At 42.4% G+C, this 14,766-nt stretch carries 12 protein-coding genes; 7 read left to right on the forward strand and 5 right to left on the reverse strand.

Going from position 1 to position 14,766, the window contains the following annotated elements:
- The coding region (locus tag AC5JMF_RS12655; protein WP_495796072.1) for a DUF4351 domain-containing protein at positions 1-256 on the forward strand (256 nt) is incomplete at its 5' end.
- Between the two features lie 21 nt (positions 257-277).
- On the opposite strand, the gene AC5JMF_RS12660 is transcribed toward AC5JMF_RS12655, so the two are convergent.
- On the reverse strand, positions 278-1,588 hold the full coding sequence (locus tag AC5JMF_RS12660; RefSeq protein ID WP_495796073.1) for a HEAT repeat domain-containing protein: 1,311 nt from the start codon (positions 1,586-1,588) through the stop codon (positions 278-280).
- Positions 1,589-1,603: 15 nt separating this feature from the next.
- Positions 1,604-2,029, reverse strand: a complete 426-nt coding sequence (locus AC5JMF_RS12665; RefSeq protein ID WP_495796074.1) for a QcrA and Rieske domain-containing protein — start codon at positions 2,027-2,029, stop codon at positions 1,604-1,606.
- Positions 2,030-2,441: 412 nt separating this feature from the next.
- On the opposite strand from AC5JMF_RS12665, the gene AC5JMF_RS12670 reads away from it, so the two are divergent.
- From AC5JMF_RS12670 to AC5JMF_RS12695, 6 genes are all read left to right on the forward strand, one after another.
- Entirely contained in the window at positions 2,442-4,040 is a 1,599-nt protein-coding gene (locus tag AC5JMF_RS12670) for a ferredoxin--nitrite reductase (protein WP_495796075.1), read from the forward strand.
- A gap of 170 nt (positions 4,041-4,210) precedes the next feature.
- Positions 4,211-5,713: a NarK family nitrate/nitrite MFS transporter gene (locus AC5JMF_RS12675; protein WP_495796076.1), complete on the forward strand. Its 1,503-nt coding sequence runs from the start codon at positions 4,211-4,213 to the stop codon at positions 5,711-5,713.
- Positions 5,714-6,133: 420 nt separating this feature from the next.
- The gene (locus AC5JMF_RS12680; protein ID WP_495796077.1) at positions 6,134-8,353 is read left to right on the forward strand and encodes a molybdopterin oxidoreductase family protein; all 2,220 of its coding nucleotides are present in this window, start codon (positions 6,134-6,136) and stop codon (positions 8,351-8,353) included.
- 279 nt (positions 8,354-8,632) lie between these two features.
- Positions 8,633-9,082 carry a phosphate-starvation-inducible PsiE family protein gene (locus tag AC5JMF_RS12685; RefSeq protein WP_495796078.1) on the forward strand — a complete coding sequence of 150 codons (450 nt, stop codon included), beginning with the start codon at positions 8,633-8,635 and terminating at the stop codon, positions 9,080-9,082.
- 222 nt (positions 9,083-9,304) lie between these two features.
- A complete protein-coding gene (locus AC5JMF_RS12690) occupies positions 9,305-9,763 on the forward strand; it encodes a nitrate reductase associated protein (protein ID WP_495796079.1) in 459 nt (152 codons plus the stop codon).
- Positions 9,764-9,847: 84 nt separating this feature from the next.
- Complete coding sequence (locus AC5JMF_RS12695; protein WP_495796080.1) at positions 9,848-10,456, forward strand: DJ-1/PfpI family protein; 609 nt, start codon at positions 9,848-9,850, stop codon at positions 10,454-10,456.
- Positions 10,457-10,539: 83 nt separating this feature from the next.
- Here the strand turns inward: AC5JMF_RS12695 and dnaK are convergent, their stop codons facing one another.
- The 3 genes from dnaK to AC5JMF_RS12710 all read right to left on the reverse strand — a co-directional run bounded on the left by dnaK (position 10,540) and on the right by AC5JMF_RS12710 (position 14,432).
- Positions 10,540-12,444: a molecular chaperone DnaK gene (gene dnaK / locus AC5JMF_RS12700; protein WP_495796081.1), complete on the reverse strand. Its 1,905-nt coding sequence runs from the start codon at positions 12,442-12,444 to the stop codon at positions 10,540-10,542.
- Positions 12,445-12,972: 528 nt separating this feature from the next.
- On the reverse strand, positions 12,973-13,791 hold the full coding sequence (locus tag AC5JMF_RS12705) for an SDR family oxidoreductase (RefSeq protein ID WP_495796082.1): 819 nt from the start codon (positions 13,789-13,791) through the stop codon (positions 12,973-12,975).
- Positions 13,792-14,018: 227 nt separating this feature from the next.
- Positions 14,019-14,432, reverse strand: a complete 414-nt coding sequence (locus tag AC5JMF_RS12710) for a VOC family protein (RefSeq protein ID WP_495796083.1) — start codon at positions 14,430-14,432, stop codon at positions 14,019-14,021.
- Between the last annotated feature and the right edge of the window lie 334 nt (positions 14,433-14,766).

Here is a 14,766-nt window from a genome sequence, read left to right on the forward strand (position 1 = left end):
GAGCTACATTACCACAGGCGAGCGCATTGGCTACGAGCGGGGTAAGCAAGAAGGTAAGCAAGAAGGTAAGCAAGAAGGTGAGCAAAGACTCGTACTACGGCAACTACAAAGACGAGTAGGAGAGTTACCACAACAAGTGCAAGGGCGTATCCAAACTCTTTCCCTAGAGCAATTAGAAGCTCTTGGCGAGGCTTTATTAGATTTTACAGCCATTGAGGATTTACTTAATTGGTTGGAAGCAAATCAAACATCGTAGAAAATTTTTTCGCTAATCTTACTACCATTCTGCTAAGGCGATCGCTATTCCTTGTTTGATATCTAAGGGGAGTGTAGTATCCTTTGCTAACTCCTGTAACCTTTGCTGTGCAGTCTCTCCAGCCAGATTTTTAAGAGCAGCGATCGCATGTAGCCTTACCGATGCATCTGTATCTGCTAGCAACAATATCAATGGTTCAATTGCCTGTGGATAATTTAACTGCCCTAAAGACAAAGCGATCGCATTTTTTACACTTACACTGCCAACTTTTGTGGCTGGATGCTTTGATTGCAGCATCTCTAGCAAAATTTCTGTAGCCAGCGGTTTTTGAACTCGCCCTAAAACTGTAGCAATTTCCTGCCAGATGATCTCTGACGAGTTGTGATTTAGTGCTTGTTGGAGATATACCAAACTAGATGACGCATTCATCCAACCCAAAGCGCGGATAATTTCGAGTTGCAACGGTATCGGTGTTGGAGATGATATCAATACCTGAAATAATGTTTTAGCAGCATCGTTATTATTCATCCGAGAGAGGGAAACTGCGGCTGCACAACAAACCTCTAAGTTAAAGTCATAAAGCCTGGGTTGCAGTTTTGTTACCAAATTTAATTCTGAACATAAATCAGGACGAAAACCTAAACCCATGACTGCTGCACGTCTGACTGTGGCTGCAATATCATCTAAAGCCTTAACTAATACTGGTGGTACACGTTGATCGTGAAAGTTGCTGAGGGCTTCAATGGCGGCGACGCGAATAGCTGGTTGGGGATCTTGCACGACACTCAACAAAGGTGTAATCGCCTCTGTTTGCCGAATACAACCAAGCGATCGCACTGCCAAAATCCTGGTATCTGATTCTTTTAGGAGTGTCGTTAAAGGAGTGATCGCTATTGTACCCATTTGCCCTAATGCTGTAGCTGCGATCGCTTTTAGTTCTTCATCCTCATCAGCTTTTAACACTTCTATCAAAGCTGCAATCACATCTGGATGTGGAAATTCGCCTAAGATCCGAGCTGCGTACCAACGTAATTCTTCCTCTATTTCTGCATCATCTAAAATCTCGATGAGTGGAGGGATAGCAATATCTTGCAATTGAACCAACACCTTAGTTATTTCCCAGCGCTGCTGAAAATCCCCCATTTCCAAAACTGCTAGTGCTAATTTCAGCAGATATTCTCGATTTTTAACTATTTTTGGATGCTGAGAATCTGTTTCTAAAATTAACTGTTGTAAATATTGCGTTAGCAACGACCAATCAGCCGCATCATCTGCTGCTTGTGCTTGCACCAAAACTTGGTTGATATTAATACTTAATTCCCCATTCCCCACTCCCTACTCTCCATACTAAGCTGGCTTGACTACAACTGAATTACGTTCAATTTTGGCAGCATAAGTTTTGAGTGCTGTTGTGGCTGGCCCTCTTTGCACCTTACCATCGATTCCATATTCTGAACCATGACAGGGACAGGAGAATTTCTTTGCCTGTGCTTGCCATGCTACAGTGCAACCTGCATGAGTACAAGTAGGATTAACGGCTGTGAGATTGGTGTCTGTCGATTTGCCCACTACCAACACTGGCCCTACGGGTGAGTTTTTCGCTAGCAATTGACCAGTTTGATCTAATTCTGCGGAAGTACCTACCGTTTGCCAACCACCAGATGCAGAGGATTTAGGTGCGGTTGTTTGAGAAGAACAAGCTGCGATCGCAACAGGCAAAGAACTCGCTAGCCAACCTAAACCTACCCAATAGATAAAATCACGACGTTTCATAGTTGTTGAAAATTATATTGAATTCTGCTGCGATCGCTCTAAGCTTTAGCTGCAATACTATACAGCCTTGTTCTGGGGCTTTTTTTATTGCATGTTAACCATTTCTCATGCAGAAAACGCATCTTTTTGATACATTTATCGCAATTTTACTAAAATTTCGTAGCTATTTATACTATTTTAGCGAAAATGTCGCCTTAACCTTGGAAGTATCGAATTTGTTACATAAACAGTAACAAAGCCTTCTTGACAAATTTATTAAATGTAAAACAATACAAATTTTCTCTGAGAAATTGCCGAAGTCGCGTTCAGCCAAAAGGATAAGCATCTTAACTGATGCTCAAGTAGCAGGTAAGTCAACAGAGAACGCCCTTGAATACAAAAATTTTAAGTAATTTGCAATCAGAGTCAGCTCATGACAGATACAGCAACTACCACCACCAGCCTTAATAAGTTCGAGAAATTCAAAGCCGAAAAAGATGGACTTGCCATCAAGGATGAGATAGAGAAAATTGCTGCCTTGGGCTGGGAAGCAATGGATGAAACAGACCGCGATCATCGACTCAAGTGGGTAGGTGTATTTTTTCGTCCAGTGACTCCAGGCAAGTTTATGATGCGGATGCGGATACCCAATGGTATCCTCACGAGTAGTCAGATGCGTGCTTTAGCAGAGGTGGTACAGCGTTATGGAGATGACGGCAACGCTGACATTACCACCAGGCAAAATATCCAATTGCGGGGCATTAGAATTGAAGATTTACCAGATATCTTTAATAAACTTCACGCAGTTGGTTTAACGAGTGTGCAATCAGGGATGGATAACGTCCGCAACATCACAGGCGATCCCATCGCTGGGTTAGACGCTGATGAGTTGTATGACACGCGAGAATTGGTGCAGCAAATTCAAGACATCCTCACCAACAAAGGGCAAGGGAATCCAGAGTTTACCAATCTACCACGCAAGTTTAATATTGCCATCACAGGGGGACGAGACAATTCAGTCCACGCCGAAATCAATGACTTAGCTTTTGTGCCAGCCTTCAGAGAGGGGAGTGGTGAAGAATTCTCTACTCCCTACTCCCTACTCCCTACTCCCCAAAAAGTATTCGGCTTCAACATCATAGTAGGAGGCTTTTTCTCAGCCAAGCGCTGTGAGGCGGCGATTCCCTTGAACGCTTGGGTACCTCCAGAGGATGTGGTTGCTGTATGTCGAGCCGTTTTAGAAGTTTTTCGTGACCACGGCTTGAGGGCAAATCGGCAAAAAGCTCGCTTGATGTGGCTAATTGATGAATGGGGTTTGGACAAATTTCGCCAAGAAGTGGAACAGCGTTTAGGTAAATCACTGATCAGTGCAGCCGCCAAAGATGAAATCGACTGGGAAAAGCGCGACCATGTTGGTGTGTATAAACAGAAACAAAATGATTTAAACTATGTGGGTTTGAATGTTCCTGTTGGTAGATTATATGCCCACGATATGTTTGAAATTGCTCGTCTGGCAGAGGTTTACGGCAGTGGGGAAATCCGGCTTACGGTTGAACAAAATATTATCATCCCCAATATTACTGACTCACGTTTAGCAACATTGTTTACAGAGTCAATACTAGAAAGATTTTCTCTTAACCCTGGTTTATTGACGCGATCGCTAGTTTCTTGCACAGGCGCACAATTTTGTAACTTTGCCCTCATTGAAACCAAAAACCGTGCTTTGGCAATGATCAAAGCATTAGAAGCAGAGTTAATTCTGACTCAACCAGTGCGAATTCACTGGACGGGTTGCCCTAACTCCTGTGGACAACCCCAAGTAGCCGATATCGGTTTGATGGGAACTAAAACTCGCAAAAATGGCAAAACAGTTGAAGGTGTTGACATCTATATGGGTGGCAAAGTCGGCAAAGAAGCTCATTTAGGAACTTGCATTACCAAAGGTATACCCTGTGAAGACTTGCAGCCAGTATTGCGAACAATGCTAATTGAGCAATTCGGCGCACGTTTACGAGAAGTAGCCGCAGTTTAGAGAGATGCACTTCGACTTCGCGGTAGTTGAGCGTAGCCGAAACTCACCAACTGGGGGATGAGGGAGAAATAACTAATTCGCAATTCCCCACTCCCTACTCCCCACTCCCAATTCAGGCAATTAAACCATTGCCCACAGTTGATCTATGCAATTTTTTTGAGGAAGGTTGAATGCTTAAAGGATTGTTTTCATGGAATGGTCGTTACCGTATTTTGCATCAGACTTGGTTTGCTTTCTTTCTTACCTTTGTCTGTTGGTTTAACTTTGCTCCCTTTGCAACAACTATCGGTAAACAACTACAGCTAGCACCTGAGCAAATTAAAACCTTGGGGATTTGTAACCTTGCTTTGACGATTCCAGCGCGACTAATTATCGGGATGCTGTTAGATCGTTTTGGCCCCAGAATTACCTATTCGATGTTGTTGATTTTTGCTGCTGTTCCCTGTTTGGCAACGGCGTTATCACAAAACTTTAATCAACTAGTCATCAGTCGCCTACTGATGGGGATTGTCGGATCTGGGTTTGTTGTGGGTATTCGCATGGTGTCAGAGTGGTTCCCACCCAAGGAAATGGGAACTGCCCAAGGTATCTATGGCGGTTGGGGAAACTTTGGTGCTTTCGGGGCAGAGTTTGCCCTACCAATGATTGCAGTTTCTACTGGCTTTTTGGCTGGTGGTGCTTCTAACTGGCGTTTTGCGATCGCTTTTACAGGGATTGTAGCTGCTGTTTACGGCGTCATTTACTATAACAGTGTTCAAGATACACCTGCTGGCAAAGTTTACAAACGACCCAAGAAAAATGGCTCTTTGGAAGTAACCAGTGTTAAAAGCTTTTGGGCAATGATTATCTCCAATTTTGGTTTAATTTTTGCCTTGGGTTTATTAGCTTGGCGTTTAGAACAAAAAAATATTCACTTTCTCACTTTGAGCCAAATGTATTTGGCTTGGATAGCATTGTTAGGATTATTTGCTTACCAAACCTACAAAGCTTGGCAAGTAAATAAAGAACTTTTAACTGGAAAGAAAATTTACGCTGCTTCGGAACGCTATCAATTCGGTCAAGTTGCTTTACTGGAATTCACATATGTAACTAACTTTGGTTCAGAATTGGCAGCCGTTTCCATGTTGCCGGCATTTTTTGAAAAAACTTTTGGTTTAGAACATGTAGTCGCTGGGATGATTGCTGCTACCTATCCATTTTTAAACTTAGTTTCTCGTCCTAGTGGGGGCGTAATTTCTGATAAGTTTGGCTCACGAAAATGGACAATGACAATTATCTCGGCTGGTATTGGTGTTGGCTATTTGATGGCGCATTTCATTAATAGTAGCTGGCCAATTCCACTAGCGATCGCAGTCACTATGTTTGCTGCCTACTTTGCCCAAGCTGGTTGTGGTGCAACCTACGGAATTGTACCCCTAATTAAAAAAGAAGCTACCGGACAAATAGCTGGCAATGTTGGAGCTTACGGCAACTTTGGTGGTGTAGTTTATCTAACAATTTACAGCTTAACCAATCCAGCAACACTATTCACCACAATGGGTATAGCTGCTCTGGTTTGCGCGTTTATGTGCGCCTTCTTCCTTAAAGAACCCCAAGGTTCTTTCGCTCCTGCTTATGAAGGTGAATTACCAGAAACAGCAACTAAAAGCTCTGCAATTCTAGCAGAAGAATAAAATTCGCAATAATTGCATTCTGAAAATATAAAACTCACTAATTAGCATAGTGGGTTTTATATACATTGACACTAATAAGCTTGAGGAAAAGTTAACGTTTGATTTATGAGTAAATTTGACAAGTTTTGACGAAAAAATATCAATAATTAGACAAATACTTATTATTTATTGATATAGATGAAAGCTATGCAAATACTTAAAAAAGTATCACGAAGAACATTTTATTAGTCTTGAATGATATCTAATAAGTAGAAATACGACTGTAGGTAATTACTAACAATTAAGTAAATTATTTGTGACTTTTTATCAACTGAAGTCGTCCAATTTTTTTAAAATCACAACTTGAACACTGTTCCCAGTTCCCTTTTATTAAAAAATTTCAGCTTTCAAAATTTATAAAATCAGCGAACACAAACTACCATGAGTGAATTTACCAAAACCCTTTGTCCTTACTGTGGTGTTGGTTGTGGGCTAGAAGTTTCGCCTCCAGCACAACCTGGCAAACCAACTCATCGAGATAGTCAAGGAAATCCAATTTGGCGGGTGCGGGGTGACAAAGCACACCCATCTAGTCAGGGTATGGTTTGTGTTAAAGGTGCAACGATCGCTGAGTCTTTAGATAAAAATAGATTACATTACCCGATGGTCAGAGACTCCCTAGACCAAGAGTTTCGTCGGGTGAGTTGGGATGAAGCGTTTGATCTCATCACGAATCGCATTCAAACTGTGCGCTTTACCCAAGGGCCAGAAGCCATATGTATGTATGGTTCTGGCCAGTTTCAGACCGAAGATTACTACATTGCTCAGAAGCTTCTCAAAGGCTGTTTAGGGACTAATAATTTTGATGCCAACTCTCGTTTATGTATGTCTAGTGCTGTGGCTGGGTACATTCAAAGTTTTGGCTCAGATGGCCCCCCTTGCTGTTATGAAGACTTGGAGTTAACTGACTGTGCATTTTTAATTGGTACTAACACAGCCGAGTGTCATCCCATCGTTTTCAATAGGCTGGAGAAATACCACAGAAAAAACCGTAAAGTCAAAATGGTTGTAGTTGATCCCCGACGGACACCAACCGCCGAAGCCGCAGATTTACACTTAGCTATTCGTCCCGGTACAGACATCGACTTATTAAATGGCATCGCTCACTTGTTGATGCGTTGGAACTATATTGATACTGGATTTATCGACGATTGCACCAGTAATTTTCCCGCATACGCCGAGGTGATTCGCCACTATCCTCCAGAAGTAGTAGCACGTCAATGTGGGATCAGCATTGAAGATTTAGAGACAGCAGCCAAGTATTGGGGTCAATCTCAGCGGGTATTATCGTTGTGGTCGATGGGTGTGAATCAATCAAGTGAGGGTACAGCCAAGGTAAGAACTATCATCAACTTGCATCTGATGACGGGGCAAATTGGTAAGCCGGGGGCAGGGCCGTTTTCCCTCACCGGTCAACCAAATGCCATGGGAGGACGAGAAGCCGGGGGTTTAGCGCATTTATTGCCGGGCTATCGATTGGTCAAAAATTCTCAGCACCGGGCGGAAGTTGAAAAATTGTGGGGATTAAAATCAGGACAGATTTCGCCCAATCCTGGTTTAACTACTTGGGATATGATTACTGGGTTAGAAGATGGCAGTGTGAGTGTACTGTGGATTGCTGCCACTAACCCAGCTGTAAGTATGCCAGATTTAGAGCGGACTAAAAAGGCTTTGTTGCGATCGCCTTTCACCATCTACCAAGACGCTTACTACCCCACAGAAACCGCTGCTTATGCTCACGTCTTGCTACCAGCTGCCCAGTGGGGTGAGAAAACAGGCGTAATGACCAACTCTGAACGCATGGTAACTCTGTGTGCAGCATTCCGCCAACCACCCAGAGAAGCGAAACCAGATTGGGAAATTTTTGCCGAAGTTGGTCGGAGATTGGGCTTTAAGGGAGAATTTGCCTTTGCTAACTCTGCTGAAGTTTATGCGGAATTTGTGCAATTGACAAGCGATCGCCCCTGCAATATGACAGCTATCAGTCATGCACAATTGCAGGCACAAGGCCCCACCCAATGGCCTCACCCCAAAGAGGGGAGTGGGGAGTCGGGAGTCGGGAGTGGGGAAGATTGTACCCCTACTCCCTCTAAAAGACTTTACACTAATCTCCGCTTCCCCACCCCTGATGGACGTGCCCGGTTTGGTGCGTATTACTCACGTGGACTAGCAGAACCACCCGATCCCAATTATCCCTTTGTATTGACTAATGGGCGACTTTACGGACACTGGCACACTCAGACACGCACCGGTCGCATTGAAAAAATTCGCGCTATGCACCCCGAACCTTTTATTGAAATCCATCCTCGTGATGCTGCTCAGTTAGAAATCGCAGATAATTCTTGGGTAGAAGTGCGATCGCGTCGAGGTAAAGCCAAGTTTTTGACTAAAATTACAAAAGCGATCGCACCTGGTACAGTTTTTGTCCCTATGCACTGGGGCGCACTGTGGGCAGACGAGGCCGAAGCTAACGCCCTCACCCATCCAGAATCTTGTCCCGATTCTCTGCAACCAGAATTAAAAGCCTGTGCAGTACAACTCCTACCCATTTCTGTAGAAGTCATAGTCAAGAATTATCAACTTCAGTCCTCACAGTGGTAAGTTGTTAACTATACCGAAAAATCAAAAATTGGTAATAAATAAGTTAGCTAATCATCCATAGCTAATAGTCGATAGGAATAATTTGGTTTTCTGATTCTCTACTATTGATTAGTATCTATTAGCTCTGATTTATTGCCATTTCTTAAAAAATAAAATTCCTAGTAACTAATGACTTAAAATTAGGGAAAATGCAAAAGAGTTATTTTTTAATCCTTTAGAGTCGTCTATAGGATTTTTCTTTTATCTTTTTGTTTTTTACTCTAAAACTGGGTGTAGCAGATGAGAAAATTAATCAAACTAATTTTAGGAATTACCAAAGATGAGCAGTTCATGCACATTGTTGAACACTTAGAAGTGATAGTTTCTAAAGTATTATCATTCTTAATGATCGTAGTAATTTTAGTCGCGATCGTCGATTTAGGGATATTTATTTTTAAGGAAATATTTACCACACCCTATGGAAAAATTAACACAACATTATTCAAGGTCTTTGGTTTATTTCTCAATATTTTAATTGCTTTAGAAATTTTAGAAAATATCACAGCTTATCTGCGAAGACATGTTTTTCAAGTTGAGTTAGTAATTGTTACCTCTTTAATTGCTGTGGCTAGAAAAATTATTATTCTTGATTTAGAAAAAGTAACAGGTATTGATATCATTGGCTTGGGGATTGCCGTTCTCGCTTTATCAATTAGTTATATGCTCATTCGTTTGAGTAACTCCAGGTAAACAGATTAGAATCAATTTTAGAGGATATTTATAAAGCGATTAGAAATCGCCGCTACACAGACACAACCCACCTCTGTCGGTTTGAAAGACATAACTTTTGGTTAGTTCACGGAGGTGGACTAAGCTTTGTGTAGTAGCGAATAGAATTTACCCAAAACTTTTAAAACATCTTCTAAGGAACAGGGAACAGGGAATAGTAAAGGAGGAGTTTATTTTTATATTATGGGAAACTTCTTTGAATTTGAAACAGATTTTGTCGATTCTCTTCGTTGCATACCTATGCAAGTGCGATACAAGCTAGATACATCTGGTATCAAGCTAAAATTATCAGATTGGAATCACATGACTCAAGCCGAGCGTGAAACTTTAGTTGAATTACCTTGCAACACAGAAACAGAAATTAAGTTTTATCAAGAGTATATTGAGCAACTAGTTTTACAACAAACCGGCACACCAGTCGCCAAATTAACCATCGAAACTGATCCTGCATGGTTAGACTCTACTACCGTACCAGCTAGCATTCAAGAAAAAGCTCAAGAAATAGGCATAATCCTGACACTGCAACAATGGGAATCTTTGACTCCCTTGCAACGTTTTGCTTTGATTAAGCTTAGTCGTTCAGGACACGAAAACAAAAACTTCCCCAGAGCTATGGCAGAATTTCATTTAGTTGATAGTTAATAGTCCAAAGTTCAAAATAATTAATTATGACTCTTGGCTTTTAACCATTAATCCATTAGCTAAATAAGTACGGATATCAAAAACATGGCTACCAAAAAAATTTTGATGCTCGTTGGGGATTACGTAGAAGATTATGAAGTAATGGTTCCATTTCAGGCTCTGCAAATGGTAGGACACACCGTTCATGCAGTCTGCCCAAACAAAAAAGCTGGTGACAAAGTACGAACAGCAGTTCACGACTTTGAAGGAGACCAAACATACAGCGAAAAGCCTGGTCACAACTTTGCCCTCAATGCCACATTTACGGAAATAGAAGCTTCTACTTACGACGCCTTAGTTATTCCAGGAGGCAGGGCACCAGAATACATCCGCCTAAATCAGCAGGTACTGGATATTACTCGTCATTTTGCTCAAGCAAATAAACCCATTGCTGCCATCTGTCATGGTTTACAGTTACTGGCAGCTGCTGATGTGCTGCAAGGCAAAAGATGTACAGCTTATCCTGCTTGTAGTCCAGATGTTAATAGCGCTGGAGGTATTTATGTCAATATCTCAGTTGATGAAGCGATAGTGGATGGCAACTTAATAACAGCACCAGCTTGGCCAGCTCATCCTCGTTGGTTGGCAGAATTTCTCAAAGTTCTTGGTACTAAAATTGAACACCCAGAATTAGTACCAGTTCATAATTCGTAACCCAAAAAAATCCCCACCCAGATACTTGTCTGGATGGGTGATATGAGGCAAGGGCACAATATATTCCCACAAAGGTGTAGGAATTATTTGCTTTCAGTGAAATCAGCATCAATTACATCATCACCACTACCAGAAGAGGTAGAAGTAGAGCCACCATCTTGAGGTTCAGTACCAGGTGCAGCACCGCCAGCTTGTTGATAGATGTTGCTACCAACTGCAAATAACGCTTGTTGCAGTTCTGGCGTGAGCTTCTTAATTTGCTCATCATCTTCTTTGGCAACTGCTTCCCGCAGTTCTTTTACCAAACCTTCAACCTTTGTCTTGTCAGCATCGGGTACTTTGTCACCCAATTCTTGTAACTGCTTCTCGGCTTGGTATGCCAAAGAATCGGCTTGGTTCTTGCGTTCAATCTTTTCACGACGATCTTTATCGGCAGAAGCGTTTTGTTCGGCTTCTCTTACCATGCGGTCAACATCAGTCTTATCCAGAGTGGAAGCACCAGTGATACTGATAGACTGTTCTTTACCAGTACCTTTATCTTTGGCGGTGACGTTGAGAATACCGTTGGCGTCGATATCAAAGGTAACTTCAATTTGTGGTACGCCGCGTGGTGCTGGGGGAATGCCATCAAGGCGGAAGGTTCCCAAGCTCTTATTGTCGTTAGCAAATTCCCGCTCCCCTTGGAGGACGTGAATTTCTACGTTGGTTTGACCATCGACAGCGGTGGAGAAAACTTCTGATTTCTTGGTAGGAATTGTAGTGTTGCGGGGGATAATTTTGGTCATTACACCGCCCAAGGTTTCTACACCCAAAGACAGAGGAGTTACGTCTAACAACAAGATTCCTGTAACATCACCCTCTAACACACCTGCTTGAATAGCTGCACCAACGGCTACAACTTCATCAGGGTTAACGCTTTGGTTGGGGTCTTTACCTAATATCTGTTTCACAACCTGCTGTACAGCAGGGATACGGGTAGAACCACCAACTAACACGACCTCATCAATGTCGCCTTTGTTTAACTTGGCATCCCGTAGCGCGTTCTCAACAGGAATGCGACAACGGTCGATTAAGTCAGAGCAGAGTTCCTCGAACTTGGCGCGAGTTAGGGTTGTATCTAAGTGCTTCGGCCCGTCTTGAGTAGCTGTGATGAATGGTAGGTTGATTTCGGCTTGGGTGACGCTGGAAAGCTCAATTTTGGCTTTTTCTGCGGCTTCAGTTAGACGTTGCAGAGCTTGTCTATCTTTGCGTAGTTCAATACCTTCATCTTTCTTGAACTTTTCAGCGAGGAAGTCAACGATTTTCTTGTCAAAGTCGTCACCACCGAGGTGAGTATCGCCAGAAGTAGCTAGTACTTCAAACACGCCGTCACCTACTTCTAGTACAGATACGTCGAAGGTACCACCACCAAGGTCAAAGACTAGGATAGTTTCGTTACTCTTCTTGTCGAATCCGTATGCTAGAGAAGCGGCGGTTGGTTCGTTGATAATCCGGAGAACTTCGATACCAGCAATTTTACCAGCGTCTTTTGTTGCTTGACGCTGGGAGTCGTTGAAGTATGCGGGAACGGTAATTACAGCTTTGGTAACGGTTTCACCGAGGTATTTACTAGCATCTTCTACTAGTTTGCGAAGAACTTGTGCGGAAATTTCTTCAGGAGCAAATTGCTTACCAGCACCTGGGGAGTCTAATTTAACGTTACCATTGCTACTTAACACTTTGTAAGAAACTTCAGTAGTTTCTTTAGTTACTTCGTCGTAGCGGCGTCCGATGAAGCGCTTGACAGAGTAAAACGTATTTTCGGGGTTCATCACCGCTTGGCGTTTGGCGATTTGACCAACCAAGCGATCGCCATTTTTCGCAAATGCAACCACCGATGGCGTTGTGCGAAAACCTTCTGCGTTAGCTATTACTGTAGGTTTACCACCTTCCATCACTGCTACGCAGGAGTTAGTCGTACCTAAGTCAATTCCAACTGCTTTTGCCATTTTAGGTGCTGGCTCCGTATAACTACAAAAAAAGAATGGGAGTATAAAGGACTAAATTTTGAACCTACTGGATTAATAATTCAGCTAGTTCAGCATGAATACCTTTGTTTACCTGCTGGAGTTTTAACTCCAGCACTATGAAGGCTGATATATATACTGAAACTCAGTTGTAGCCAGTCCATGAAGGGTGGTTTCCCGAACCTCAATTGGGACGGTTAATCTAAACAATGTGTTTAGTAGGTTCATGAATTGATTTTCTTTCACTTCGTCTAATGTATGAGAATTAATACTATGAGTAATTAGGGTGAACCGTAACGCTAATGTGGTGTTTGCCGCCTTTAGAAGCGACAATCCACAGAGTCACTGAGAACGCCAAGAGCAAAAAAACAGCGATCGCCTAAGTAATTGAGTTTAATCGTCAATATCGGTAATTTTTGTCCCCATTTTTTTGGCAAGGATGAGGGGGATGAGGAAAAATAACCAATTCCCCACTCCCTCCGGAGCCCCGAGTTCCCTAGTCCCCATTCCCTACACCTGAGCAAAAAGTATTCCCCAATCAATCATCGGTGGTCTAGATCCTTTGTTGACTATTTCAAAAGTTTTCCCGGAAGTATTGGGATGAAAAATGCATTCTACGCAAGCTGTGGCGACATCAATGCGGCTGGCATCACCTGACAATGTATCACCTATGCCTAACACTACATCATACTTGCCGTTTGTTTTTGCCCTCAGCAGGGTGTTGAGGTCATATGACGTGTATGGCCCGTCTATGAGGCGTCCTGGACGGATAATAGTGTAAGGTAATCCGGAAGTGGCGATCGCTTCTTCACCTTTTTGTTTGGCATCTAGTACGCCATAGGTGTTGAGAATGCTCCAAGGTAGCTGATCTTTACGCAAAATACCACAAGAAGAGACAAAAACGAATCGCTGCAAGTTTTGAGGTGCTGCTGCTACTAAGTTACTTACACCTTCAGCATCAAGATTAGCTGGACTGTTCTTGGCTTTTGCTTGACTAGATTTAGGGTTAAGAAAAGCGCTGATCCATTCAATCAAATTTGGAGATTGATCAAACTCCCATTTTTTTGAGGGGAAGGCTGTAGTTCCAGCACAGCTGATGATATGAGTAACGTTTTGCATCGCTGCGGGGAGTGTAGCCGGTTGACGTATATCACCAACGACTGTTTCCACTCTTTGATTGAACATTTCTGAAGCTTTTGCGGCATTACGTGTTAGCACACGAACTTTCAAACCTTTCTCTAGCAGCTTACCTACCACAAGTTGTCCCACCCCACCAGTACCACCAGCAACCAGCACTAAATCTTCGCTTGAGGGTTCAAAAGTAGTCATAACTGTCCTTGGATAGTCTATGAGTGCTAATCTACTTAAAAAAGTAGGGTGGCGAACAGATACTTTAGTAGGGAATTGGGAATGGGGAATTGGGAATTGGGAGTGATGAGTGCTGAAGCGCGATAGCGGGGCGTTTAGCCCGTGCTGAGTTGAGTGTTTGTTATTTCTCCCCCAGCCTCCCCAGCTTCCCCAGCTTTTTTACTTCCTTGATCCCTACACCCTTTTTATTAAGATTCTGGTGGCCAATTGGGGATATATGTTAACTCCAACTTGATGCCATCTGGATCTAAGAAATATACCGCGTAGTAACCAGGCATATAATTGTATTCGTTGGGAGGATCAAGAATCTCAACTCCCCGTTCAATCAGCAATTTGTAAAGTTGATCTACTTGTTCTCGATGATCTGCACTAAAAGCTAGATGATGTAATCCTGGAGAGTAGCGATCGTGATTTTTATTTGCTGATTGAGGATTAGCCAAAGAAATAGTAATGACACCACTAGCAGATGCCCAGAGGATTAAATGCTCTGTTTTTTCTCCTTGCTCATAACCTAAAAATCCCAATAGCTCATTATAAAAATCTTCAGATTTGTTTAAATTAGATACTGTTAAAGCTATGTGATTAATAGCTCCCAATTTCATGATTCTCAGCCTCTTTTATACGACTAGTAATGATAAGTAAATTAAGGGCATTATAGACCATTTATCAAGTAAATCTTAAGCAAAGGAGGCAAAAAGCGATGTGGATATTCCTCTGGCTTAATTGCCGTTGTGTTATGGCTTGGCGATCGCGCACCGTGTTATTTAGCAGTGCGTTAGGTGTTAAATATTAAGTTTTTCGCAACAAACTAGATCAAAATATACGCCTAACACACTCTAGAATAAACAAAAAGCTTGCTTCAGGAAAAACATTCCCAAAGCAAGCCCACTCTATTAAACTTCTTTCTTTCCTTGGCGTTCTTGACGTTCTTGGCGG

The sequence above is a fragment of the Desmonostoc vinosum genome (assembly GCF_059505385.1).